Below are 26,714 nucleotides of genomic sequence, written 5' to 3'. Positions count from 1 at the left end.
CTTGCACGTATCTTTTTTTCGTGTTATCTTACACATAGTCGTTTCCATTTGTAGGTTTTTTTCCTTTTTTAAACCTACCAGAGGCCTTTCAGATCTCATTTCTTTCATACTAAGTTAACAGAGCCAAAAATCACGTTTTGTAAACTTTTTAAAAGTCATCCTAGATTCTATGCATGCTATTAAAAATTTCTTCCCTTTGAAGTTTAATCACAACACCAATTGCATCTCCTAAATCTTTTAAATCATCTTCACATTTGCCAAAACCCTCTACAGAATTAGATAAATCCACAATCATCATCATATTAAAAAAATCTTGAACGATAGTTTGAGATATATCTAAAATGTTGATATTTTTTTCTGAAAGAAGGGTACATACTTTTGCGATAATTCCTACCCTATCCTTGCCAATTACTGTAATAATCCCTTTCATTTTATACCTCCATACATAAAAATGAGTTTTTATATCTTTTTTACACTTCTTCATAGTTTAGCACATTTCATCCGATGTAATCAATACTTCATATTTTTTATTTCTTTCGAAAGAACAATGTTTTGTTCTATCAATGTTTCTTCTATGTAATCTTCTAAATGTCTGCTAGGAGATTCATATAAAATATGTATCATTTTATATTTTTTGCATTCACTTTCATTTATCATCTGCTTTTTTATGACCTCCGGTATATCACAATGAATATGTTTCCACCTAGATACAGTATACCTTTTATCCTTTGGTCTTTTATATCTATGAATATGAAATTTATCAAGATCAATTATATTTTTTATACCTTTTTCTTTTATAAAAATTACAATTCTTGTCCCCGTATATTCTTGTGTTTGATTTTTGTATTGTTTAACAAAATGAATATGGGAGCGCCTCCTATTTGATGACATATTCTTCATTCCTTAATTCTATTTTTTAAATATATATTTCTAAATCTTCAATTCTATATTTGACAAGGTTTATAATCTTTAAAAATCTAAAAATAAAAAGTGGATTCAATTAAGATATTCTAGGCATTTATAAAGTAATCGATATCCCTGTAATTTTTAATAGGGATAGTGTATGTATCCTTTAATATTTTTTCATTTCCGCCTAGTTTTTTATACTTTTTAAATGAATCAGGATATTTTATACATCCTATTTTCTTGTTTTGTTTTAAGGCAAATTGAACTGTATGCATGGTTCCCCCTGTTTTTTCAGTCTCAATGACTATTAACCCTTGGCTTAGACCAGTTTGTATTCTATTTCTTTCAATAAAGGTATAGGGTTGGGGTATTTGTTTGGGGAGGTATTCGCTTATTATACATCCACCTGAGCTTATTATTTCCTCTGATAGCCTCTTATTTTCATAAGGGTATATCATATCAAGGCCATGGGCAAGTACTGCAGCAGTCTTTCCCTTTCCCTGCAAACATCCTATATGGGCTTTTGTATCACATCCTACTGCTAAACCGCTAACTACAGCCATCTTCTTTTGAGCCAAATATTCTCCAATCATTTTAGAGATATCCCTGCCATAGGATGTAGGCTGTCTTGTTCCTATTACTGCAATACAGGATTTTTCTTTATTAATAAATTTATAATCCCCGCGAATAAATAATAGAATAGGTGGGTTAGGAATCACCTTAAGGGCTGATGGAAATCTATCATCTTGGATGGTTAGTATATGTATATTTCTTTTTATAGTACTCTCTATGATTTGCTCGGCATATTCATAAGCTTTACTAATTTCTTTAAGGGATGGGAATATGGACCTTTCTGATAATATATCTTGTATACACCTGGGATTTAATTTATCCTTTGGATGTTGCTTTGATATTTTGTATATAGTTCTTCTTCCAACACCATCAATGCCAAATAGGGCAATTGTATCGATAATGTCTATAATTTGCACCACCTTTAAAATATTATCAAATTAATCCATTAAAAAAAGGCTACCTTTATATTTTAGCCTCTTTTTTAGAATTTATTAACTTGCATTGTCTTAATAAACAATTATTTTATGGTGTATTCTCCGCCCTCAACCATTTCTGCTACCTGTTGAACGTCCTTGTCTCCCCTACCTGATAAATTAACAATCATGATTTCCCCAGGATTGGTCTGTTTTGCAAGTTTCATTGCATATGCCACGGCATGGGAACTTTCTATAGCTGGAATAATTCCCTCTACTCTAGATAGTTCTACAAAGGCATCTAGGGCTTCTTTATCGGTAATGTACACATATTCCCCACGGCCACTGGCCTTATAAAAACTATGTTCAGGTCCTACCCCTGGATAATCCAACCCTGCAGCTACAGAGTGTACGGGGAGAGGTTCTCCATTTTCGTCACTTAAGGTATAACATTTAAAGCCATGGATAATTCCAGGTTTTCCAACAGATATCGAAGCCGCATGCATTCCCGTTTCAATTCCTTTTCCGGCAGGCTCAACCCCTATAATTTTTACATTTTCATCATTGTAGAAGGGTGTAAATAAGCCGATAGCATTACTTCCTCCCCCTACACAAGCAACAACATAATCAGGAAGTCTGTTTTCAATGTTTAAAATCTGATTCCTCGCTTCCCTACCGATTATACTTTGAAAATGCCTAACCATTAGTGGATACGGATGTGGACCTACTGCCGAACCTAGCATATAATAGGTGTTTTCATGATTCTTAACTAAATCCTCTAAAGCTACATCTACAGCATCTTTTAGAGTTTTTGTCCCCTTAGTTACGGACTCTACCTTTGCCCCTAAAAGTTCCATTCGAAATACATTAAGAGCCTGACGTTTTATGTCAATCTCCCCCATATAGATAATGCATTCCATGTCAAACAAGGCACAGGCTGTTGCTGTAGCTACCCCATGCTGTCCTGCCCCTGTTTCTGCAATGATCCTTTTTTTGCCCAACCTTTTTGCAAGTAAAACTTGACCTATGGCATTGTTGATTTTATGGGCCCCCGTATGATTTAAATCTTCTCTTTTTAAATAAATCTTTGCCCCACCCATTTTTTTAGTGAGTTTTTCACAATAATAAAGAGGATTAGGTCTTCCAATATATTCTGAAAAATAGTAATCCAGTTCTTTAACAAACTCAGGATTATCCTTATATTCCATAAATGCATTGGTTACTTCATCAAGAACCTTTTCTAGTTCTTTTGGTACAAATCTCCCCCCAAATTCTCCATAAAAACCATCTTCTGTGGGCATAAATTCTTTCGACATTATACTTCTCCTTTGCTCTTTTATTCTCTATTATTCATCATTCATACCAGTTGTTGCTACTGTTACACAATTTCTGCCATTATTCTTAGATAGATACATTGCATCATCTGCAGTCCTTATAAGTTCCCCAACACTAGAAGCTATTTCAGGGTATCCGCTAACACCAAAGCTTGCCGTAATTTTTGCTTTTTTGTTCCCTTTTTTCAGTTCAAATTCTTCTATTTCCCTTCGTAATTCCTCTATGATAGTTGCTGCCTTTTTTAGACTTATATTAGGGAAAATCATAATAAATTCTTCTCCACCATACCTAGCGATAATACCTCCATATATATTTACCTTGTTTTGCCCCAGCTTAGCAACCAACTTTATGACTTCATCTCCAAAAATATGACCGTAGGTATCATTAAATCTTTTAAAATGGTCAATATCGAATATTGATACTGCTATAGATTGTTTTTTGTTTTTTGCATCATCTAATAATTGGGGCATGATATTTTGTAAATACATTCTATTATAAATTTTTGTAAGCCCATCTTTTACAGCCATATCCTCCATTTGTTCATATAGCTTCGCATTTTCAATAGCTATTGCAACTTGCATGGATACGGCTTTAAAAAGATCAGTGCTACTAGTCGAAAAATAATTGTCCAAACTATGTTCTGCTAAAATAAGGCCATAGGATTTATTACCCTTATATAGGGGAACTGCTACGAAGGAGCCTACTTCTCTTCCTTCTAAAAATCCATATTTCTTTGTCTTTGAATGATTGTCAATTAGAATTTTCTTATCTTTTATCCTCTTTTGGAGGGAACTGCTCCACACATTTTCTTTGAACTTTTCTATAATTTCTTTGTTATATATACTCTTTATATGAAAATCTAAAGTATCATCTTTTTCATCATAAACAATAATGGAACAGGTATCCACCCCCATAATGCCCAATATCATGTCACAGACTACCTCTAAAAGCTGCCGTATTTCGAGAATTGAACCAATATATGTACTTGTTTCTCTTAGGATAAATAACTCAGCCACACTATTCCTAAAATTATCGCTGGTTATTTTCATCTCTTCTTTTTGTTTTTCTAATTCTTTATTAGCAATTTCTAAATGTTCTTTAACTTTTATTAACTCTTCATTCTTATTTCTAACACTTTCTAATAAATCTTTATCTTGTTTTATTACTTTTTCGATACCGTCAAGCATCCATTTAATACTATAAATTATTGCTATACTAACTACTATAATAAAAGTAGTTTTGACGATATTTTCGTAGGAAAAAAAATCTTTTCTAAGGATAAAGGCGCTCATTAGGATTAAAGGTATAAAATAACAAAGTATATCTTTAAATCGTATGCTTTTTAGGGCTTCATGAACAGAAATAATCTCTATAAGAAATAATAGGTATACCACTACTCCCATTACAGAAACCCTATCACTATAATAGACAAATCCAGCGGCGATCAATAGCTCTATTGCCTTAAATAAAACGTATAAATGATTTTTCTTTAAAATATCCTTTTCGAGGACATAAATCTTTATAATCATAGCTATTAATCCCGCAATTAAGAGAAAGAAGTTCATCCCAATATCTTTTGATATACCTATCCATTTACTTAATTCTAAATGGATTAACATAATCAATAAAAAGCCTATATGAATGTGAGTATATCGTTTCTCAAGAAATTCAAACCTATTCATATGTTCTCCATCCTATTCGACTTATTTGTTTTATCCCAATATATGTCTATATTATCCCCCTGGTTAATAACATCAGTAAATGCTGCTCTTCTTCCGTTTAGTTTCAAAACCACATTTCCTTGGGGATTTTTTAAATCAAAATCAATAAAGTTAAAGACATCTACAAAAATATATTCCTTTTTATTACCATTCATGACTACATCTTCATTATTAACCTTAACTCTAATAGTGTTCTTTGTATTTTCATTTTTTATTGCATCTAGAAAAAATGCTCTGTCCTCTTTTTCTACTTCAAACTCTATCCTATCACCGTCTTTTATAATATAAGCTGCATCTACTTCCACATCATTTGCAAAGATTATTTTATTTTCAAGGGAAATATCCGCATATTTAGCTAAATCTCTAATAGTATCTACTTCGAGTATTTCGACTTCATCATCATTATGTATTTGGGTATCTTTATCTACTACTTGCCCATTTAAAATACATGTAACCGGAAGCTCCATGTCCATTTCATTAACTTTAACTTGTTTAGGATTGATTTCACTTATATAATCCTTAATGAAGGCTATGGCCTTATTACCATTAACTGCAGCTTGTATCAATATATCGTCTCCAGAATGAATGAGAGTATCTAAACTAGCCTCTTTTCCATTAATATATAGCTCTGCCGGTATAGCCGACTCACCCCATACCTTTTTTCTTTGTCTGTTTAATCTAAAAATAATTGAATCGCCTTTTCTACCTAATAGATTGGTATGGTCAAAACCTTTTTGCAGACCTGCATCCATAAGGGTTAATTTCTTTGTATTAAGAAGTTTAACTACTTCCTTATTAACCTTTACCTCAATGAAATCATAACCCTTTTGTATAATAGATGTAACACAAATTCCTATGGGAGTAATAACATCGGGATACTCCAAAGGTTCGCATTCATAAACAACATTAATTAATGACTTTCCTCCTCGAACCGCTACTCTTTCCCTTGGTATTTTCAAATTATCAGCTATTTTCTCTGTAAGTCCATATGTTTGACTTCCACCACCTACACAGAAAACCGCATTAGGAGGTTTATTCCCATTAACTGCATAAATCTTTGTAGAGATTTCTTCTGCTAGACGGTTGACCGCCGGTTCAATAATCTCTAATACTTCATCACAGGAAACTGTGTGAGGCAATCCTAATATATCTAGAAATGAGATTTCTTTTTTATTTTCAGTTTGAAATTTTATTTTTTCAGCAGTCTGAAAATCAACTAAGTACTTGTGTATAATTTTTTCCGTTATCTCATCACCTGCAATAGGTATCATGCCGTATCCTATCACTGTTCCCTCTCTTGTAATGGCAATATCAGATGTCCCTGCTCCTATATCCACCAATGCCAAGTTTAACAACCTCAGGTTTTCAGGTATGGCAACATTTATAGCCGCAATTGGCTCTAGCGTTAGATTTGCTACCTCTAATCCAACCTTCTCCATAACTGCATAAAGGCTATCCACAACGATTTTGGGTAAAAATGTGGCTAATACATCGGCACCTATTTTTTTTGCTTTATGCCCTTCCAAATTAGTAATAATGTAATCATTAAGATAATAATTCACTACAGAATAACCCACACAGAAGTACTCTATGTCGGCATTGTTTAAGTCTTCTTTTAATTTTAATTGTGCATCATCTATTCCTTTGAGTTCCAAACCTTTAATTGTATCTTTTTGAATTTCTTTCTCTTCATCTAGGTCTTGCCATACCTTAGTTAAATATGTCTTTAAAACCCTTCCCGCAGCAGCAATAGCCACTTCCTTTAATTCTATTCCTACCTTCTTTTCTAGGGAATTTTTAACCTTTAAAACAGCATTAGCCACCTTAGATATGTCATGAACCTGTCCATCAATCATGGCCCTTGATTCATGTTCCACTGTTGCAGTAGCAATTACAACAAAGTCTGTGTTTTTCTGGAAACCCAAAATACCCATTACTGTTCTTGTACCAATATCTAGGCTAAAAACCAATTCATCTTCTTTTATATTATAATTTGAAATCACTTAATCCACTCCTTATTTATACCGTTTGGATGTGGTAATAACAAGAAACATTTTAGGAATATAAACATATAAATGTACATCCATAATAATGATTTTTATATATATTATCATAACACAAGTCATAAAAAAATCTAGATAAATTTTACTCATCTAGATAAAAAATATCATTATCTTATATCTTAAGCTAATTCATTATATAATTCGACATACTTTTTAGCAGATGCTGTCCAAGAGAAGTCTTGATTCATTGCCCTTTCAACCAATTTGTTCCAAGTTTCCTTATCCTTTTCATAAAGTGCTATGGCCTCGTTAAGAGCGAAAATCATTGACCTTTTACAATGCTCTTTAAATACAAATCCATTTCCTTTAAGATATTGATGATTGAAGGGCTCTACTGTATCTATCAATCCCCCCGTTTCCCGAACTAATGGTATAGCACCATATCTTAAGGCAATCATTTGATTTAAACCACAAGCCTCAAATTTAGAAGGCATCAAAAAAATATCCGTTGAAGCAAATATTTTTTTTGCTACTTCTAGATTATAAGTAATAATTGCTCTCATTTTATATGGAAACTTTTTTTCAATTGATCGAAGCAAATCTTCATAAATTGGATCCCCAGTCCCTAGGATAACCAGCTGGAGGTCCATTTTTATGATTTCCTCTATACTTTCCTCTATTAAATCGAAGCCTTTTTTGTCTGATAGGGGTGAAACCATCCCTACTAATGGAATGTCATCCCTTATTTCTAATCCTATTTCCTTTTGGAATTCTCGTTTATTTTCTTTTTTTCCTCCTATAAAATGGTGGGTGTACCTCTTATATATATCCATATCAGTCTCAGGATTATAAACTCTATAACTTATCCCATTTATTATACCGCGCAAATCCTTTTGTCTTTTTCTTATGACTCCATCTAAACCATGACCATATTCGGGCGTTCGTATTTCTTTTGCGTAGGTTGGGCTAACAGTTGTTAATAGGTCACTGTATAGAATACCTGCCTTCATATAATTAACACTCCCATAAAACTCCAAGCTATCAGGATTATAAAATTCTTCCCCCAAACCTAATATACTTAAGGTGTCTCTTGGAAAATTCCCTTGCCATTGCAAATTATGTATGGTAAAGACAGTTTTTATATCTTTGTAAAACTCCATAGATTTGTATTGTTCCCTTAATAAAATACATATAGGACCACACTCCCAGTCATTACAATGAATTATATCCGGTTTAAAGTCAATCTTTGGGAGCATTTCAAGTACCGCCCTACAAAAAAAGCAAATCTTTCGGCATCATCAGGGTTGCTATACATCTGTTCTCTATCAAAATAATAGGCATTATCGATAAAATAACTGGGAACCTCTGTTTTATTTTTATAATTCAAATCCAGTTTTCTAACTATAACTGTCTGTTTTCGCCAATCCAAATTAACAGGATAATCTGTTACATATTCCATAGAATTTATAAATTCATTCTTAATACTTCTATACTTTGGCATTACAATACGAATATCGCATCCTAGAGAAGCAATTTCAAGAGGCAATGTACCTCCAAAATCACCTAAACCGCCTGTTACAGCAAAAGGGGCCGCTTCTGAAATAACAAATAATATATTTAACCCTGATTTTTGCATATTATCCTCCAAAATATTATTTATCTTTTCTTAATTATTACCTTTTTTAATGTCTCCGCTGCCATTTCGGGGGGAGTAGGATTAATATAAGAGCCCGTGCTAAGTTCGAATCCCCCTAGATTCCCCAAACGTGGAATTACTTGCATATGCCAATGAAAATCTTTTTCTGTACTGGGTTCTTGGGATGGACCTAAAAAACAAACATTATAGGATATTCCCTCAAACACACTTTCATATCTTTGTATCAAATCTTTTAAAATGCGGGCTAGGTATTTTATATGTTCTTCTTTAAGCCCCCCAAAATCATATATATGCTGCTTTGGCATTATCCATGTTTCATAACAAAATCTAGATGCATAAGGAGCAAAGGAAACAAAATACTTATTATCTTGAATAATTCTCACTTTCGCACTTTGTTCATACCTAAGCATTTCACAATAAACACACTTTCCATGTTCTTGATAATATTTTTTACTTCCTTTTAAAACTTTTTTTGATATTCGGGAATTAATGGGACACCTATTATTTGCCAATGGGGATGCTGTAGGGATGCCCCTGCCTCTGCCCCCTGATTTTTAAAAACCTGAATGTATTTTATCTTTTCATCTAACCTAATGGCTTGGTGACGTTCCCCAATGGCTTTTAAGACTAGCTCCAATTGCTCATGGGACATACTACCAATAGTATCTTCATGTTTTGGTGAATCAATCAATACTTCATGAATACCATATCCCGTAACTGTTTCATAAAAACCTTTTATGGTTTCTATTGCCTTATACTCCTTTAATGCAGCATATTTATTAGGAACTACTCTTACTTTCCAATTTGAATTATTAGGCTCTCCCTGCTTGGTTCTATATGCCAGTACTTCTGGGGGAGTTTCCTCTTCATTTCCCACACAGAAAGGACAAACTTCATGATTTTTTATAACTGATTGCTTTTCAAAATCATAGGGTCTTTTACCTCTCTCTAGTGCTATTATTGTCCAGACTCCTGTAACAATGTCTTTTCTTATCTCTGACATCCTTCTACCCCCATGTATTATTTTATATATATCGGGTTATTGTATTTCTTTTGTAATATTTTACAGTAAAAATATATAGCAGTTTTTACTTCCAATCATATGTTAAACTTTCGTTTTATAGCAGGGATATGTTTTTTCATAGCGGTATATCCCCTCTCTATGGATTTATCAATTGCTGATAACTGGAGTAAAGAGATATCCCATATTTCCGGATTATAAATATAGATTTCGGGTTCGGGTTCTTTATATTCTTTCCTTGTAATCATATAAGACATAATTGCTACTGCCTGTTCCCCTATCTCTATAAAATTATCTATACTACTATCTACCCGTCCATTATATCCTAGATTAATTCCTATGACTATATCCGCTCCCATTTTTTGCAATATCCTAATGGGGATATTATCTATAATTCCGCCATCCATTAATGACACATACTCATTATTATATAATATTTTTTTAGGCTGGAATATCACCGGGAAAGAAATACTTGCTCTAATGGCCTCTCCCAAATTTATACTATCTATATATTTTATCTTTCTTTCATTAAGTAAGTTCATTTTATTGGATACAAAGTAAAAGCTATCCCCATTATCTACTCTTGTTGCGGACAGCACAACAGGAATTTTAGTATCCCTTATATCTTGATTATTGGTATAATACTTAAGGATTCTTTCTATTTTCTCGCCTTTTATAAGCCCACTTAATTCTTTTGTCTTGATTTGATAAAAATTTAGTAGGCTACAAATTATCTTATAATAATTCACATCGATAATATTTCCTAAATTGCCTTTCACGATTTTCTCAATCTCTATAGGATTGTATCCGCAACCATATAATCCAGCTACAATAGCTCCCGAACTAGCCCCCCTACCAAATCAGGTTTTATTCCACTTTCAATCAAAGCCCTAAGGGCCCCTATATGAGACATGCCTTTTGCCCCACCACCGGATAGGGCTAAACCAATCTTCATTCCTACCTCTCCCGTTCAGAATATAATCGATAGTATTATATTCACCTATTCAGAAGAAGGTTCAAAAAAATTCCTATATTGCTCTGATACAATCATGAATATAGGAATTCTAATGTCTTATTCGTTTATGGGTAGTTCCTTATCTTCAACTTCTTCCTTATTAGTATTGGGAGCCTCATAAATAAACCAATCCTTTATATTTCCGATGTAGAATTCCTTTTGCGGATTAATCTTACCCTGGATTCTTTCATTGGTAATAAGTGCTGCATTTCTAAAATATAAACTTATATAAGGTAATTCATCGGCAATAAATTTTTGGAGCTTATCATATTCCTCTTTCATTTTTTCTTCGCCTATCGCATTAAATGTCTGTGCTAGGAGATTATCCATCACGGCGCTTTTATATGAAATGTAATTGGTACCGTTTTCTATTTCTGAAGAATGAAAGGCAAAACTATAATTTGGAATCGGTGAAAGTTTCCAGCCCCCAAGGAAAACATCAAAGTTTTTAGAGTTTAATCTATTTAATAATTCCTCTTGATTTATTTCCTCTACTTGAATCTTTATTCCTACCTCTTCTAACATATTTTGAATCTCATATGCGACCTCTTTTCTTTCAGGGTTCTCCGAAGCAACAAGTAAATTAAAGCTAATACTTGTCTTAATCCCATTGACTTCTTTATCTAATATCCCATCCTGATCTAAGTCCTTCCATCCCGATTCTGCGAGAAGCCCTTTTGATTTTTCTATATTAAAATCATATCTTTCAGTCTCTTCAGTATAAAGCCAGGACTTGGGGTTTATCGGAACCTCTGTTATAATTCCATGGTTTAAATAATAATTTTCTAATAGCCTTTTTCTGTCAATTGCATAAGCTATAGCCTTTCTTAATTTTTTATCCTGAAACAAGGGTTTGTTAAAGTTAAACCCTATGAAATCATAATGAGAAGTTGTGTATTCATGAATTTGCGTGTTGTCTTTTTGTGCATATTTTTCCCAATCAACGATATCTGTCCCAATTAAATCTAGCTGCCCCTGGTCAAAGGAATAAAGATCTGTTTCTTCATCAGGAGTAACTACTACCTTTATTTTTTCAATGTATGGTTCACCTTTAAACCAGTCAGAATTTGCCCTTAAATTTAATTCTTTAGTCAATGAATATCCGTCCATCTGATATGCCCCTGTTCCCACAGGATTTACTTGATTCATTGTATCTACATTTTGCTCCCCATATACATGAGCAGGAATAATCGGAAAATACAAGGCATATATTGCTCCGCTAAAAGGCTGATTATAATTAATTTTAATAGAGTATTCGTCTATAGGTTTATATGAAATGACATTTTGCATACATCGTTTATAAGGGGAGGTGTCTAAGGAATTTTTAATGGTATCTAAAGAAAAAATAACATCTTCTGCGGTAAATCTAGTTCCATCATGCCATTTAACATCTTCCCTAAGTTTGATTGTAACTGTAACTCCATCATTAGAAAATTTCCAGTTTGAGGCTAAGTTTGGGATTGGTTTTTGCGTATCATCAAAATCAATTAAAGAGTCAAAAATAAGTTTAAGTGCTTGATCAACAGTATACTCTTCATTTAATAAAGGATTTAAGGTTTTAGGGGTTCGAATTGCCAGAACCATTTCTCCCCCCTTAGAAGGTTCCTTTGGTATTTCTTCTTGCACCTCATCCTCAGTTTTTGGGGGCTGGGTATCTTTAATGCCATCCTTAGCACAGCCCGTTATTAGAACTATTAAAGAAATAAAAATCAAAGTTAATTTTAGTCTTTTAAACACTTTTATCGCACCTTCCTAGACCATTTATGCCATTGTAATTATATTTTGGTTTATTGTATGTATTTCCTAAGAATCCTTATTCAATCAAATCCTATAATCCATTACTTGTAAAGGCGTTTGTATTGTATCCTAGCCTTTGATACCTTTTTTACATATTCTCTTGTTTCTTTAAATGGAATTATAATAAGATTTTCCCCGTCTTTACTATACTCTTCATTTTTTAGCCACTTAGATACATTGCCACTACCAGCATTGTATGCAGCCAAAGCAGTATCAACATTATTATACTGTATCAAAAGCCTTTTTATATACCAACAACCCATTTGGATATTAATTTCAGGATCATATAGCTTTTCACTAGAATAACCTTCTATCCCTATTTCCCTTGCAGCCCATTCCCCAGTTTTATCAGTAATTTGCATAAGACCTTTTGCATTTTTGGGGGATTGTGCCTTGGGATTAAATTTGCTTTCAGTTCTAATAATAGAAAAAACAAGGTGAGAATCCAATTCATATTGTTTAGAATACTTATTGACTAAGGTTTCATATTTTATAGGATAAAAAAATGCACGGATTAAGATTGAAAAAACAATATAGATTATAGCACAAAAAAGCACAATGAACATCAATAATTTAATTTTTCCCCTACGAAGATCTATTATATATGACATATATTATCTCCTCTAAAATTTATCTTTCTATAATATTTCTTAGCTGTTTTTTTGTAAGTTCCCTGTCTTTCCCATTATCAATGATTCTATCCGCATATTTTTTCATTTCTTTCCAAGGCATCTGGGAATGAATGCGGGTCTTAGCATCATTCCTGTTTAGCCCATCCCTTAGCATTATTCTTTGTATCCTAGTCTCTACATCAGCATAAACCGCCCATATTTCATCTGTTAATTCATACAATCCTGATTCAATCAAAAGAGCGGCATCAATTATGATGTAATCATAGAAATCTGGGGTCTTTTTAACTTGATTTATCTCCTTAATAATTTCCTCTTTTATTTTCGGGTGGGTAATTTGATTTAGGATATTTAAAAATAATTTATTAGAAAAGACGATTTCTCCAAGCTTTCTTCTATTAATCTCTCCATCTTCTTTTAAAATCGTTCTGTCAAAACTTCTAATAATTAAGTAATATGCTTCTTGACCCTTTAATATAATCTTATGACCTATTTTATCTGCATCAATTATATAAGTCTTTGTCATTTCCTTTAGCAACATTGAAATCGTGCTCTTTCCACTGCCACTTCCCCCTGTTAATCCAATAACCTTCATTATTCCCTCCATTATTTGGTTTCAAACCAGCTTTTTCCTAGGTGCATATCTATTTCCAAGGGCACATCTAATTCTACAGCATATTCCATTTCATGTCTAAGAATTTCCTTAACCTCTTCAATCTCATCTTTATGTACTTCAATTATAAGTTCATCATGAACTTGAAGTATCAATCTAGATTTTAATTTCCTTTCTTTTAGCCTATTAAATACCTTAATCATAGCAATTTTAATTATATCTGCAGCAGTTCCTTGAATGGGCGTATTCATGGCAACCCTTTCACCAAAAGAACGGCGCATAAAGTTTTTTGAATTGATATCAGCAACTTCCCTTCTTCTTCCAAAAAGGGTGGATACGTATCCTAGTTTTCTAGTCTCATTAATTGTTGCATCCATGTACTTTCGTACATTGGGATACTTTTCAAAATAACCTTCTATATACTTTTCTGCCTCTTTCCTAGAAATATTTAAGTCTTGGCTTAAGCTAAAGGCTCCTATCCCGTACACAATCCCAAAGTTCACAGCCTTAGCATCATTTCTTTGCCTTTGTGTTACTTCATCAAAAGGTACCTTAAATACCTGTGAGGCAGTAATTCTATGAATATCTTCCCCAGTTCGAAAAGCATTAATAAGGGTTTCGTCCTTAGCAATATGTCCCAAGACTCTAAGTTCAATTTGGGAGTAATCCGCATCTAATAATAAATACTCCTCATTGCTAGGAATAAATACCCTTCTAATTTTCCTTCCCATATCCAGCTTAATTGGTATATTTTGAAGATTGGGTTCTGTACTGCTTATTCTACCAGTGGCAGTTATAGTCTGATTAAAAGTAGAATGTATCTTATTGGTTTCTTTGTTAACAACAGCAAATAATCCGTCTCCATAGGTAGTTTTTAGCTTAACCAATTGTCTGTATTCTAATATTTTTTCCACAATAGTATGCTTGTTTTTTAATTTATCTAATACTTCTGCAGCAGTTGAATATCCTGTTTTTGTCTTCTTTTCCACAGGAAGTTTTAATTTTTCAAAAAGTATTATTCCTAATTGTTTTGGTGAATTAATATTAAATTCTTCTCCCGCTAATTCATATATTTCTTCCGTAAGAATACTAATTTTTCCTTCTAATTCATAAGTGTATTCTTTTAGCTTATTAATATCAACCTTAAACCCTTGGTCTTCCATTTTAAATAAAACTTCAATAAGAGGGTGTTCCACCTCATAATAAAGCATTTCTTGGTTATTTTCCTTTAATTTATCTTTCATTTTCTCTTCTGAATTAAAAATTATATACGCCTGATTGGCTGTAAATTGTGTCCTTACATCTTCTTCTAAATCCATAATGGATTTTTTGCTTTTCCCTTTACCCAAGACCTCTTCTTCACTAGGAATGACTTCTCCCAAAAATTCTTGGGCTAAATCATCGTATGCATATGTTTCCCTCGTCGGGTTTAATACATAGCCTGCGACCATCGTATCGAACACAAGATTGTTTAAAATAATATCAAATCTTTTTAAGATATGCATATCCTGTTTTGCTTGATGGGCTATTTTTCCAATATTATTAGACTCAAATAGAGGTTTTGATATTTTCATTATGTCTTCCATGGATAGATCTTTTGAAGGTTCTACCCATATTCCTTCGCATTTCTCATGACAAAAACTTATTCCTAAAACCTTATCTTTATCAGAAAAAATAATAAAAGAAGTTTTCTTTAAACCTAAGACCTTTTCTATAAAATCTTCGAACCCTTTCTTGGATTTTATGGCCTTATATTCTCTATTAACTACATTTTTATTTTCAAAACTATTATCAGGTTCCTTAGAAAAATTAAGTTTATCCAACAGACTTTTAAATTCTAGTTGCCTAAATAATTCATATGTTTTAGAGTTTATGAAGGATTTTATTTTTAGTCTTTCCCATTCTATTTCAACAGGTACTTCAGTACAGATAGTCGCCAAAAACTTACTTTTTCTTGCCTGCTCTTCATAAGTTTTTAGGTTTTTTGAAGCCCTATTAGGTTTAATCTCTTCTACATGGCTAATGGCATTTTCTATACTGTGATATTCTTGGATAACCTTTAAAGCAGTTTTTTCTCCTATACCTGGAACCCCTGGAATATTATCCGAAGAATCCCCCATTAAAGCCTTTACATCTATGTATTCGAGGGGGGTAACGCCTATTTTTCCAATCAAATCTTTGGCAAAATAATCCTCTACCTCTGTTCCACCCCTTTTGGTTTTAGGGATTCTAATTTTTATAATGTCAGTGGCCAATTGCAATAAATCTCTATCTCCAGATATTACAATCGGTTGCATTCCAGAGGCCTCTGCCTTTTTTGCAACAGTTCCTAAAATATCATCGGCTTCGTACCCTTCTTTTTCTAATCTAGTAATATCCATAGCATCTAAGATATCTTTTAATAATTGTATTTGTGGCCTTAATTCCTCTGGCATTCCTTTTCTATTTCCCTTATATTCTTTAAATACCTTATGCCTAAAAGTAGGTGCTTTTAAATCAAAAGCAACGGCTATATATTCCGGTTTATCTTCATCTAATAATTTAAATAGGATGTTCAAAAAACCAAATACACCGTTAGTATATACTCCCTGTGAATTTGTTAGTAATGGTATCCCGTAAAATGCCCTATTTATAATACTATTGCCATCAATTAACATAATCTTTTTCATATCTATTCTCCTTGTCTTTTACTGAATCCTAATATTCATCACTCGCTTTGTTGTCATTTTATACTTTTTCCTATCTTTATATAATATAATATCCCCTTCTTGGTAAATTGAAAAAAGATTTGTTTTAGGGTTCCATTCATAAATGGCTCTTAAATCCTTTTCCTTTACCTTTGTATTATCTCCAAATAAGATAGTTTTAGGATTTATTGAGTCTAGAAAATCTTTCGTTAATAAAGTTTCTTTTTCCGCTCCTGAAATTTTTAGTATTTCAGATTTTAATTCTTTTTTATTAAGCAATAAGTCCCTTTTATCCATATCTGTAATAGGAGGTAGGCATAAAATAGATAACTTTGAAGACTCAAGCTTAATTATTGCCTTTTTTTCTGATTGGGGAACTGTACTGTTTTTTGAGGGTCTTAAAAATGAAAGGGTTAAATCATCTATCTCCCATTTTTCTTTATCACTAATTTGATATATCAAAACACCTTTATCTTTAGCAGTATTTAAAAATTTATTTGCCGCTGTATCCAACTCACTTATATGAGGAACATATATTTTTTTAATTTTGTCTTTTTCTATTAGATTTATAAATCCTTCTATTTTTGTTTTCTTGGGAGAGGTTATTATTAATTCTATAACATTATCTGATTTTTGGTTTTCTAAATACTGAATAATATGTTTTGAATCCTTTTTTGCTGCCTCTCCAATTAAAATATCCTTTTCTTTTGTTTTAATAAGGGTGCAATCTCCTATTGGGAGTTCAAGAAAATGTATTTCTGTTTGGTGCTTTCCTATAACCGCATCATTCATATAAATATATGAAATAATAAAAACACCTATTAAAGCTAATAATACACATTTTATTTTCCAGCCTTGCATATTGCACCTCCATTTAGATACTTCCTTGAATATCCGTAAAATATAATCTTACAGGGTATAAATTAAATCCCTATATATGTTTATATTTCCTTTAGTATTATAGCATAAAAAAGTTCCGAATTTGATTCGGAACTTAAAAAATTATGATTTTATAGATTGTATTTTATTTAAAAGACTATTAGTATGAATAACTTACTTCCACTAGAGCACGAATATCCAATTCCCCAGTTTGAATAGGTGTTCGGTCCATTTCTTTTCGTACATTCATTTGTAAATCTTCAGCATATATAACACTTCTTCCTCCTACACTTTGTTCTGTAATTGAACTAGGAATTTTTATAGTGACCCCTATGGCCTCTCCAATGGCTGTTGCCTTACCTTTTGCATTATTTACTGCCTGTTTTAATGCTTCTTGATAATATTTTTCCGTATCTGCAATACTTAATTGTATTCCGCTTGAAACATTTGCTCCTTCTTCTACACCAATATCAAGAACATCCCCTACTTTTGTAATATCCCTAACAGTTATTTTAATGGTGTTTTCTACGGTATACCCAATTATCTTGCTTCCCCCTTTTGCTTCCCAGTCATATTGGGGATAGATTGAATAATTTGATGTTTGTATATCCTTATCGGCTATTCCCATTTTCTTTAGGGCAGCGATAACTTGGTCCATTTTTTCTGCATTCTTTGTTTGAGCGGTTCTTGCATCCTTGTTTTCTATGCGCACACCCATAGTAATATTTGCAATATCAGGTTTAACCTTTACAACACCCTCCCCAGTTGCGGTAATAGTATTTGTTTTATTTGTCCCAATGTTTGCCATCACTGGTTCTATCTTTAAGGTTTCTCTGGAGAAAACCCCCATAGTAAATACAAGAATAGCAATTAATGTTAAAGGTAAAATTTGATTTAGTTTTTTCATAATTTTTTATCCCTCCAATTTTTTATTTTTCTTATTATTATTTTAACAAGGGGTTTAAAGACTAAAAAAGCAATTGCCAATACAATTATCATCAAAATAAATGGAATTACCATATATGCCATGAGTATAGCGATTTCCTCAAATTCTCTTCTTATATCATTTAAAGATTTATTAAAACTGGATTTTATTTTTGTGCTTAAGTTAGGGCTAGTAATTTTTATAGGTTCTATCTCTTTTACCTCTCTTAAATCTATTGTAAAAGTAGAGAAGGAAATAAGCTGATCCCAGTTCTTGATTTTACTTTTATAAATCTCCAAATCCGTCCTAACCTGATTTAATCTTTCTTCTAATTTAATTAAATCCTCTACTTTATCTGCCCTACCCATAATCTCTAAAAGTCTATCCTGCTCTACCTCTAGCATACGAATCCGGCTTTCCGTTTCTATATATTCTTCTGTCACATTGGTACTAGTTTCTTCTTGATGGATTAAATGTCCCATGTTGCTTAATCGTGTTTGAATTTCTCCGTATTTATCTACTGGAATTCTAATAACTATACTGCCCTGTTTTAAATATATCTCCCTTTCAGGTTCGGAATGATAGATGTAACTAGAAGAATTTTCAACATATCCCCCACTTTGTTCAGCTATATCCCGAATCTGCCTTATAGCATTGTCAAATACTTCTACTTCCAAGGACATCATTGTGCTGTAAATAATTTTTCTATTTATAACTTCAGGTGATCTTACTTTGGTTATCCCCCTGCTACCTTCACTTTCTTTAACCAAATCAAGTTCAATATTCATCTGTGGAGTTTCTACTGCCATATCTTGAATTTCCATTTCTTCTTTCATAGTATCATCATTAGCCAATATACCATTGGTATGTCCGGCTGTACCTCTAGGAAATTCACTTTCTTTTCTTGCTTCGTCATATACTGTAATTCTTCCTAAACTTCCTGCGATCACAATCAAAAATATAAAAACCGCTGCAAGGCCAGAAAAAACTTTCCAATTACCATAAAATCTCTTTTTATTGAACTTATCTTCATTACTTTTATAAAGCTTTAACATTAAATCTCTATGATAATAATCCGGCAGTTTTTCTTCCGGCAGACCTTGGACTTCGTCTATTATAATTTTGAGCGCCTCAAACTCTTCTTTGCAATCGTGGCAGATTTTTAAATGGTCCTCAAACTCCATTTTTTCATCTCCAGCTATCATACCATCTATATAAGGAGACATTGCTTCCCTAAATTGTTCGCAGCTCATTATTTTCCCTCCTTTCTATTTTTTAGACGCTTATTATATTCAAAATGTTCCTGGTTGACAAGTATTTCTTTTAATTGCATCCTTCCCCTTGATATTCTAGATTTAACAGTGCCAAGAGAACATTGTAAGATTCCTGATATTTCATTATATCCAAAACCCTGAAAATCTCTTAAAATGATTGCATTTTTATGTTCTTCGGATAATTGATCCATCGCCAATTGAATTTGATGGGCTATTTCTTTATTAATAATCATTTCCTCAGGATTATGCTTTGTATCAGGATATTCTTTTTTTATACTTCCTCCTTCTGTTTCAATGCCTTCATCTACCGAATAGGTTTCTTTGTCTTTTCGTCTTCTTAGTTCGTCTATACATGAATTAGTAGCAATGCGGTATAGCCAAGTGGAAAAACGAGATTCTTTCTTGAATTTTTTTATATTTTCAAAAGCCTTTATAAATACTTCCTGTGATAAATCCTTTGCATCTTCTTCGTTATGGAACATTCTATAAGCTATATTATATATTTTAGTTTCATGCTCAATAACCAGTTCTTCAAAAGCAGCTATATTACCTTTTTGTGCGCTATTTATAAGCCTTAGTTCATCTTTTGCTTCCACACCATTCACTCCTTTCCTTAATTTAAAATTCTCTATAAAATTATACTATACTTTTTGACGTATTCAAAATAATAAAAGTTCCCCTTATTTGAATTTTTCAAATAAACTTAAGTATTTCCTCTTTATGCTAAAAAATTCAGCCTAGGGCTGAATTTTTATATCCGTATTTAAAATTTATATGTTCTTATCCACTGTTTATTCTTTCTTAATTCTACATATGCATAATAAGCCTTTTTCATCATTTGCCTTTCATCATTGAATTTCAGAAGGTGATATGCTTCATGAAATTTATAATATCCAGCATCTACAAAATGTTCTTCCCTTTGAGGCTTACAATAAAAACTACTTGCCCTCATTAAATACCAATGAACAGTTTTGTTAACAATGTCATCTCTTCCTTGAAATGTATATTGACTCTGCCCTATATATTTAATTATTTTTGCAGGAACGGAAGTCTCTTCCTCAACTTCTCTTAAAGCTGTATCTTTGTGGGTTTCCCCCAATTCTACGGTTCCTTTAGGAAGAACCCATCCCACATATTTGTGCTTGTAATTTTTATATAGTAATAAAATTTTACCCCTATGAATCACAACACCTCCGCAGCTCACCGCTTCTATCATTCTTATTCCTCCTGACGCATTCATATCTTTACTGGAAAGAAAGTAAATATAAACTTACAGCTTATATGTCTTGAAAGTCCATCAAAGTGCAAATTTATAAACATGGAATGAGTATAACTCTTTTTTCGATATTTTTCAACCTACCATTCATTATTCTTGGGGTTTAAAAGGTGAGCTTTGAATGTGTTTCTTTATTTTCCGCATCCCTTGTACCCATAGATAGAGCACAAATGGAATAAAAAAAAGCATAAGGGATGGAATCTTTGCAATTAATATAAAATCATATATCCCATGCAAAAGCCATGGCACGAAAAATGATTTTAAAAGTGTGTGTTTCTCAAACTTTGCTATGGAATAATAATACCCCATCGCCACGCCGAATAATGCATGACCGGGCACAGAAAATACAGCCCTTGCGATTGCAGTTTGATATCCCCCTAAATGAGGGTTAAACACATACAATATATTTTCAATTCCAGCAAATCCTAATGAAATAAAAACTGCATAGACTATTCCATCAAATTTTTCATTAAAGTTTTCATTTTTCCATATTAAAAAATATAAAACAATAAATTTAAAAACTTCTTCGGTACCGGAAGCTACAACAAATGATGTGTATGCTGCTTCTAAAACTCCCCCTGTTCCGGGAGTAAACATTGATAGAAATGCCTCTACCTCCATTATAGGGGCTGCTATAATTAATCCAAAAAGAATACCTAAAATAAGTAATTTTATAGGTTCCTTTTCATATTTATCCCTTATATAAATATATACTGAAGCTATTATAACGGGAGCTGTGGCTACTTGCAACAAATTCATATTTGTCACCTTCCTTAGTTGTTCAAGACTTGTTGAAGCAGTTTGCGGGCAATTGGTCCTGCACTACTTCCCCCCGATCCCCCATTTTCAATTATTACCACTACAACAGCCTCCGGCTTTTGTGAAGGGGCAAATCCTATAAACCAAGCGTGATCTTCACCAGAAGCATTTTGAGCGGTTCCTGTTTTTCCAGCTACAGAAATATTTGATATTTGGGCCTTCGTTCCTGTACCTTTATTCACCACGTCCACCATCATATTGGTTAATCTATTGGCATCTCCTGCATCAAAAAGAACTGCAAATTTTTCTGGAATTTTTTTATTCTTGGTTTTCCCATAGTTTGTTTCCATGTGGTCAATAATATACGGTTTCATTAAAATACCACCATTGGCAATGGCAGAAGTAATCATTCCCATATGAAGTGGTGATACCAGTGTCCTACCCTGCCCCATGGCTGTTTCAACTATTTCTTTATCTTCCGAATGCTTTGTTAACACAAACTGACTCCTATTATAATCCAATTCATAAGGAAGAGGTCGATTAAAAAGCAGTCTTTCTGATGTCTGTTTTAACCTCTCTCCTCCCACATCAGTTCCTAGTTTTGCAAAAGCGGTATTACAGGAAACATAAAATGCTTTGTTTAAATCTACTTCCCCATGAGGTTTAGAGTTATAGCAGCGTATTAAATTACCATCAAATATATCTTCACCCTTACAATTATAAAGAAAACCTTCTAAACCCTTCTCACTTTCTAGAGCTGATGCTGCTGTTATAACTTTAAATATAGAGCCCGGAGGGTATAACCCTTGTGTGGCCCTATTAATGAGGGGACTATTTTCCTCATCCTTGTTCAATTGCTCCCAATTTTGGCTTAGTTCATTAGGATTAAAATCTGGATTGGATACCATGGAAAGAATTTTCCCCGTAGATGGTTCCATAACTAGAATTGCTCCTTTTTTACCTTTTAATAACTCCCTTGAAGTGCGTTGTAGATTAGCATCCAAGGTAAGAACAACATGATTTCCTTTTAATTTGTCACCGGTAAAAACTTCTTTTACCCTTTGCACCATTTTATCATTTACCTCGAGAAGCATAAAATTTGCATATGCTTCTATTCCAGTTTTACCCTTTTGAACGGACCCGACCACATGGGCAAAATCTCTTCCCTGTGGATATTCTCTCATCCATCCGTCCTTATCCATTTTAGTCCTTGCCAAAACTACTCCCTTGTTATCTCTTATTTCCCCCCGAAGTATGCTTTTTTCTAAGGAATTTAACCTTGGATTATAAGGATTTATTATTACTATAGGGCTATCCAGGAATATAAATTTTAATAGATATCCTATTAATGCGCAAAACATCAATGAATATAGCCAAAATATTTTTTTTATGTCCTTTTTAACCTGCTTCAAGCTACTCCTCCACCTCTTCCCTTGTTTCATAAAAACTTTGTATCCATTGGAGTATCCCAATTATTAGGATGCTAGTGATAACAGAACTTCCTCCATAACTTATAAAGGGTAGGGTTACCCCTGTTAGTGGAATCATTTTTATCACTCCACCAATAATTAGAAATGCCTGTATAGCAATTAAATTAATTGCCCCTACGGCAAGGAGTGAGTAAAAGACTCTATTGCATTTTATAGCTATCATCACTCCACGAAGTATCATAAGTAAAAATATCAAAATAATTCCGATAGCAAATAGATTTCCAAATTCTTCACATATAGCTGCAAATATAAAATCTGTCTTTACAACAGGAATACTTTTAGGGTACCCCCTTGTAAGGCCACTACCCATCCATCCCCAGGTTCCTATCCCAAATAAGGATTGGGTTATTTGATATCCCTTGTAATCCATATCTTTCCATGGATTTAACCATGCTTCTACCCTAACTTGTACATGGCTATATAATTTATATGCCACCATAGAAGCTAAGCTTGCTCCCCCCAATCCCCCAAAAAACAAAAGTGAACTAGAAGTTCTAAGGTAAATCAATATAAGAAAAGTTAGAAAATAAATCAATGCTCCTCCTAAGTCCTTTTGAGCTACCAAAACTAAAATATATCCACCACTCATTATTGTTGGAATAATAATATCTTTTAATGAATTATATTTTCTAAGGGAGGCTGCTAAGTAAAATACAAATAAAAATTTTACGATTTCAGAGGGCTGAAAACTATATTTTCCTATGAAAATCCAGTTCCTAGCTCCAAATTGTTCCTCTCCTAATACAAAAGGCGAAAGCAGTAATATCCATCCGCTCATTAGGTAAACATATTCAAACTTTTCAAATCTAGGGATTATCATAAAAACTAAAGGTATAAAAAGCATAAGAATACTTCCTATCCCATACCATATAATCTGTCTGTTTGCAGCTTCTGGGTCTAATCTTTGCAACATAATTATACCTATATCCATTAAAAAGAGCATACTGTTCCAAAGAATAGCATCTGATTTTTTATATATAAGGGATGTAAGTATTATTGCGGCTATTATGAACACGAGGCTATAAATCCCTAATTTTGCTATTTCTTCTATCTCTTTAATATCGTTGGAACTTGCCATAAGAATAATGAAACTAAAAACATGTATAAATATAATGAAAATCCTTTGTTCAAAGACTTTGTTATTATACCCATGGATTTCATTTTTGCGTTCGTAAATAATACCCTTGTATCCTGCCCATAAAAATATGTAGATAAATATTACAAAAACATACCTAGAAACCAATATTAAAACCTCTATGATAGATTGTTTGGGCATCTTTTCACCTACTCTACTCCTCTAAAATAATGACCCTTCGTGTAATCTTGCTCCCTTAATATTTCTGCTTTTATATTTTTATCATTCCCATATCCCCTAATTATTTTTCTTATGTCTTCTTTCCTTTCAAATGTGAACTCTAGCCTCATTAAATCTATAGGAAGGGATAATATCTTTTCCAAATCTCTTAATAACAAAATAGGTTTCCCGTTATAAATAACTGCCGTACATAAAGAGCAGTCTTGTATAATGGGAAATGTCTCCCCTTTACGATCTATAAGCTTATAGTGTTCTTGATTATTACGATTGCTGCAAAATCCCTTAACTGATTTTTTATATAGGGTATTTCCTATAATACATTGTTTAGTTGTCATCAAAGGCAAATGCCCGTATCCTATAACTTCTATCCCATCTCCTTTAAAATCTTTTAACTCATCGTAGTTTAATTCAGGTGAAAGAGTAAAGCCCTCCACACCGTATTCCATCCAAAAATTAGCGGTTAATTGATTAAATATATTAAAGGTATAATCTAGTATAATCTTCTTTGTTGTCTTTTTCAATCTGAAAGCCTGTCCATAGGTTCTGATTAAAAACCCGTCTATGGAAGTATCTTCTAAATCATACCATATTCTTTCATTTTTGTAACTGACATCTATTCTAGGCAATGCTAAAAAGAATTCTGTATTGTTTTTATGGCAAATATTTGATACTTTTTCTATATCATCTTTTTTATATTCTCTAATTTCCAAGTATATTCTTTTTACCTTTGGATGAAAAACGTATTCGATATCATTTATATTACGAATTAGAACTGTAAATTGTTTATTGTCCCCTTTAATTATATTTTTATTTAAATTTGAAAAGTCAATATTAATATCCACAGCAGGCCTTTTATATTTTTCTATAATCGCATTTTGGAGCTCATCTATGGCTACTCTTCTTATATTGTTTAATTCCTTAATAGAAACATATCCATCATCATCCATATCTATAATTAGAGATTTAATATTAAAGGGGGTATTACCTGTTTTTAGAATCTGCTGTCTAATTCTTTCCTTTTCTAATCCATTAGTTATAGCTTTTTCCACAAGGGGACCATCGACCTGAACACTATTTCCTCTTTCATCCCAAAGTTTTAGATTAATTGCCTTATTTTTTTTGAAACTAATGGAGGCATGTATATCTAGTTTCCGACTATCTTTTTCATAAGTTTTTTGGATAGTTTCAAGAAGACTTTTATTTTTTGTCTTATAAACTCTATCTCCTTCCTTAACAAAATCCTTTATTGAAATGATAATTTTTTCTCCTGCCTTGCTCGTTTTTGATACACTAATGCCCGTATTTAATTTGCCCTTCCTCCAAATTTCTATTCCATCCCCCGGTTCTAGGGGTTCTACTGTATCTATTATGCATTTTTTAGTTGATGGATTATAATTTATCACTTTACCTAAATATATTCCCCAATGTTTAGGATTTTCAAAGCTCATCATATCTCTACCACTATGTTGATACAAATAACCATTTGAAAAACCACCCCTATTAAAAACCTGCGCCAAGTCTTTTATATCCCTATCTTCCACTGAGTATTTTTTTTGATTTTCCAGATAGGAATCTATATATTTTCTGTAAGTTTTAACAACTACCCCTACATATTCCGGACGTTTCATCCTCCCTTCTATTTTGAAGGAGCGTATTCCAGCCTCTATCATGTGGGGAATATAATTTATAGTTTGTATATCCTTTGGGCTTAGAAGGTATCCTGAAACTAATTCTTTCCCTCCATTATCAGCCAATGTATATGGGAGTCTGCAAGGCTGTGCGCACCTCCCCCTATTTCCACTCCTTCCCCCGAGCATGCTACTCATCAAACATTGTCCAGAATAACTAAAGCATAGGGCCCCATGCACAAATACCTCAATATCTAAATCCGTATTTTTAGCCACATGAATTATTTCTTCTAAGGACATTTCCCTGCTTAATACTATCCTTTGAAAATTAAGTTCTTCTAAGAATTTAACTCCATACAAATCATGGATTGTCATTTGGGTACTCCCATGGATTTCAATTTTAGGGAATAACCTTCTAATCCATATGGCAGTTCCAAGGTCTTGAGTAATCAGTGCATCTACCCCTATTGTATATAGTTCATTCAAAAATTTATATAGTTTAGCAACTTCACCTTGCTTATATAAAGTATTAACCGTTACATATACCCTAACGTCCCTAAGATGACAATAATCTGTAATCTCCCTTATTTCCTCCATAGAAAAGTTCATCGCCGATTGTCTTGCGCTAAAATCTTTTCCTCCTAAATATATAGCGTTACATCCATTGCTTACAGCAGCAATTACACTTTCCTTGTTTCCTGCTGGGGCAAGGAGCTCTATTTTTTTCGTATTTAACATAGCAACCTCCACTCATATATTGCGATATCCATTATCAATAAAAACACAAAAAGGGGATGT

Annotated in this window: 22 protein-coding genes and 1 pseudogene; all 23 read right to left on the bottom strand. The window is 32.8% G+C overall.

Annotation, left to right across the window (positions count from 1 at the left end; genetic code table 11):
• Nucleotides 1–160 precede the first annotated feature (160 nt).
• Nucleotides 161–430 carry an ACT domain-containing protein gene (locus GX308_06315; GenBank protein NLK21687.1) on the bottom strand — a complete coding sequence of 90 codons (270 nt, stop codon included), beginning with the start codon at nucleotides 428–430 and terminating at the stop codon, nucleotides 161–163.
• An 80-nt stretch (nucleotides 431–510) separates the two neighbouring features.
• On the bottom strand, nucleotides 511–891 hold the full coding sequence (locus tag GX308_06310; protein ID NLK21686.1) for a hypothetical protein: 381 nt from the start codon (nucleotides 889–891) through the stop codon (nucleotides 511–513).
• Between the two features lie 119 nt (nucleotides 892–1,010).
• Entirely contained in the window at nucleotides 1,011–1,895 is an 885-nt protein-coding gene (locus GX308_06305) for a DNA-processing protein DprA (protein ID NLK21685.1), read from the bottom strand.
• 101 nt (nucleotides 1,896–1,996) lie between these two features.
• The gene (trpB, locus tag GX308_06300; GenBank protein ID NLK21684.1) at nucleotides 1,997–3,193 is read right to left on the bottom strand and encodes a tryptophan synthase subunit beta; all 1,197 of its coding nucleotides are present in this window, start codon (nucleotides 3,191–3,193) and stop codon (nucleotides 1,997–1,999) included.
• Between the two features lie 45 nt (nucleotides 3,194–3,238).
• Entirely contained in the window at nucleotides 3,239–4,909 is a 1,671-nt protein-coding gene (locus tag GX308_06295; protein NLK21683.1) for a sensor domain-containing diguanylate cyclase, read from the bottom strand.
• Nucleotides 4,906–6,882: a pilus assembly protein PilM gene (locus GX308_06290; GenBank protein NLK21682.1), complete on the bottom strand. Its 1,977-nt coding sequence runs from the start codon at nucleotides 6,880–6,882 to the stop codon at nucleotides 4,906–4,908. Before GX308_06290 ends, GX308_06295 begins: the two co-directional genes overlap by 4 nt.
• Nucleotides 6,883–7,130: 248 nt before the next feature.
• Nucleotides 7,131–8,587, bottom strand: a pseudogene (gene glgA / locus GX308_06285) (glycogen synthase GlgA).
• Nucleotides 8,588–8,607: 20 nt separating this feature from the next.
• Nucleotides 8,608–9,120, bottom strand: coding sequence for a hypothetical protein (locus GX308_06280; protein NLK21681.1), 513 nt, complete (start codon nucleotides 9,118–9,120; stop codon nucleotides 8,608–8,610).
• Nucleotides 9,069–9,611: a DUF4931 domain-containing protein gene (locus GX308_06275; protein NLK21680.1), complete on the bottom strand. Its 543-nt coding sequence runs from the start codon at nucleotides 9,609–9,611 to the stop codon at nucleotides 9,069–9,071. The genes GX308_06280 and GX308_06275 overlap by 52 nt, the downstream gene beginning before the upstream one ends.
• Nucleotides 9,612–9,706: 95 nt before the next feature.
• The gene (locus GX308_06270; protein ID NLK21679.1) at nucleotides 9,707–10,462 is read right to left on the bottom strand and encodes a hypothetical protein; all 756 of its coding nucleotides are present in this window, start codon (nucleotides 10,460–10,462) and stop codon (nucleotides 9,707–9,709) included.
• Between the two features lie 239 nt (nucleotides 10,463–10,701).
• Complete coding sequence (locus tag GX308_06265) at nucleotides 10,702–12,381, bottom strand: peptide ABC transporter substrate-binding protein (GenBank protein NLK21678.1); 1,680 nt, start codon at nucleotides 12,379–12,381, stop codon at nucleotides 10,702–10,704.
• A gap of 101 nt (nucleotides 12,382–12,482) precedes the next feature.
• Entirely contained in the window at nucleotides 12,483–13,043 is a 561-nt protein-coding gene (locus GX308_06260) for a lytic transglycosylase domain-containing protein (GenBank protein ID NLK21677.1), read from the bottom strand.
• Nucleotides 13,044–13,071: 28 nt separating this feature from the next.
• Nucleotides 13,072–13,665 (bottom strand): dephospho-CoA kinase, encoded by a 594-nt coding sequence (locus GX308_06255; GenBank protein ID NLK21676.1) that lies wholly within the window; start codon nucleotides 13,663–13,665, stop codon nucleotides 13,072–13,074.
• 11 nt (nucleotides 13,666–13,676) lie between these two features.
• Nucleotides 13,677–16,352: a DNA polymerase I gene (gene polA, locus GX308_06250; protein NLK21675.1), complete on the bottom strand. Its 2,676-nt coding sequence runs from the start codon at nucleotides 16,350–16,352 to the stop codon at nucleotides 13,677–13,679.
• Nucleotides 16,353–16,370: 18 nt separating this feature from the next.
• Complete coding sequence (locus tag GX308_06245; protein NLK21674.1) at nucleotides 16,371–17,231, bottom strand: hypothetical protein; 861 nt, start codon at nucleotides 17,229–17,231, stop codon at nucleotides 16,371–16,373.
• Nucleotides 17,232–17,409: 178 nt separating this feature from the next.
• A complete protein-coding gene (locus GX308_06240; protein NLK21673.1) occupies nucleotides 17,410–18,156 on the bottom strand; it encodes an SIMPL domain-containing protein in 747 nt (248 codons plus the stop codon).
• Nucleotides 18,153–19,427, bottom strand: coding sequence for a DUF4349 domain-containing protein (locus GX308_06235; protein NLK21672.1), 1,275 nt, complete (start codon nucleotides 19,425–19,427; stop codon nucleotides 18,153–18,155). Before GX308_06235 ends, GX308_06240 begins: the two co-directional genes overlap by 4 nt.
• Nucleotides 19,427–20,044 carry a sigma-70 family RNA polymerase sigma factor gene (locus GX308_06230; protein ID NLK21671.1) on the bottom strand — a complete coding sequence of 206 codons (618 nt, stop codon included), beginning with the start codon at nucleotides 20,042–20,044 and terminating at the stop codon, nucleotides 19,427–19,429. The genes GX308_06235 and GX308_06230 overlap by 1 nt, the downstream gene beginning before the upstream one ends.
• 167 nt (nucleotides 20,045–20,211) lie before the next feature.
• Complete coding sequence (locus GX308_06225; GenBank protein ID NLK21670.1) at nucleotides 20,212–20,664, bottom strand: NUDIX hydrolase; 453 nt, start codon at nucleotides 20,662–20,664, stop codon at nucleotides 20,212–20,214.
• A 150-nt stretch (nucleotides 20,665–20,814) separates the two neighbouring features.
• Complete coding sequence (locus GX308_06220; GenBank protein NLK21669.1) at nucleotides 20,815–21,483, bottom strand: PrsW family intramembrane metalloprotease; 669 nt, start codon at nucleotides 21,481–21,483, stop codon at nucleotides 20,815–20,817.
• 14 nt (nucleotides 21,484–21,497) lie between these two features.
• Nucleotides 21,498–22,895 carry a penicillin-binding protein 2 gene (locus GX308_06215; protein NLK21668.1) on the bottom strand — a complete coding sequence of 466 codons (1,398 nt, stop codon included), beginning with the start codon at nucleotides 22,893–22,895 and terminating at the stop codon, nucleotides 21,498–21,500.
• Nucleotide 22,896: 1 nt separating this feature from the next.
• Nucleotides 22,897–24,249 (bottom strand): FtsW/RodA/SpoVE family cell cycle protein, encoded by a 1,353-nt coding sequence (locus GX308_06210; GenBank protein ID NLK21667.1) that lies wholly within the window; start codon nucleotides 24,247–24,249, stop codon nucleotides 22,897–22,899.
• Between the two features lie 8 nt (nucleotides 24,250–24,257).
• The gene (locus tag GX308_06205; GenBank protein ID NLK21666.1) at nucleotides 24,258–26,654 is read right to left on the bottom strand and encodes a U32 family peptidase; all 2,397 of its coding nucleotides are present in this window, start codon (nucleotides 26,652–26,654) and stop codon (nucleotides 24,258–24,260) included.
• Nucleotides 26,655–26,714: the final 60 nt, after the last annotated feature.

Origin of the sequence: Candidatus Epulonipiscium sp. (assembly GCA_012519205.1) — a bacterium.
Classification (GTDB): domain Bacteria; phylum Bacillota; class Clostridia; order Lachnospirales; family Defluviitaleaceae; genus JAAYQR01.
Note: the sequence above shows the minus strand (reverse complement) of the source record. Positions and strands in the feature narration are given on the sequence as shown.

Coding starts and splice junctions, on each gene's coding strand:
- GX308_06315 (NLK21687.1), bottom strand. CDS start 430: ATGAAAGGGATTATTACAGTAATTGGCAAGGATAGGGTAGGAATTATC.
- GX308_06310 (NLK21686.1), bottom strand. CDS start 891: ATGTCATCAAATAGGAGGCGCTCCCATATTCATTTTGTTAAACAATAC.
- trpB (NLK21684.1), bottom strand. CDS start 3,193: ATGCCCACAGAAGATGGTTTTTATGGAGAATTTGGGGGGAGATTTGTA.
- GX308_06295 (NLK21683.1), bottom strand. CDS start 4,909: ATGAATAGGTTTGAATTTCTTGAGAAACGATATACTCACATTCATATA.
- GX308_06290 (NLK21682.1), bottom strand. CDS start 6,882: ATGGGTATTTTGGGTTTCCAGAAAAACACAGACTTTGTTGTAATTGCT.
- GX308_06275 (NLK21680.1), bottom strand. CDS start 9,611: ATGTCAGAGATAAGAAAAGACATTGTTACAGGAGTCTGGACAATAATA.
- GX308_06255 (NLK21676.1), bottom strand. CDS start 13,665: ATGAAGGTTATTGGATTAACAGGGGGAAGTGGCAGTGGAAAGAGCACG.
- polA (NLK21675.1), bottom strand. CDS start 16,352: ATGAAAAAGATTATGTTAATTGATGGCAATAGTATTATAAATAGGGCA.
- GX308_06245 (NLK21674.1), bottom strand. CDS start 17,231: ATGCAAGGCTGGAAAATAAAATGTGTATTATTAGCTTTAATAGGTGTT.
- GX308_06240 (NLK21673.1), bottom strand. CDS start 18,156: ATGAAAAAACTAAATCAAATTTTACCTTTAACATTAATTGCTATTCTT.
- GX308_06235 (NLK21672.1), bottom strand. CDS start 19,427: ATGAGCTGCGAACAATTTAGGGAAGCAATGTCTCCTTATATAGATGGT.
- GX308_06225 (NLK21670.1), bottom strand. CDS start 20,664: ATGATAGAAGCGGTGAGCTGCGGAGGTGTTGTGATTCATAGGGGTAAA.
- GX308_06220 (NLK21669.1), bottom strand. CDS start 21,483: ATGAATTTGTTGCAAGTAGCCACAGCTCCCGTTATAATAGCTTCAGTA.
- GX308_06210 (NLK21667.1), bottom strand. CDS start 24,249: ATGCCCAAACAATCTATCATAGAGGTTTTAATATTGGTTTCTAGGTAT.
- GX308_06205 (NLK21666.1), bottom strand. CDS start 26,654: ATGTTAAATACGAAAAAAATAGAGCTCCTTGCCCCAGCAGGAAACAAG.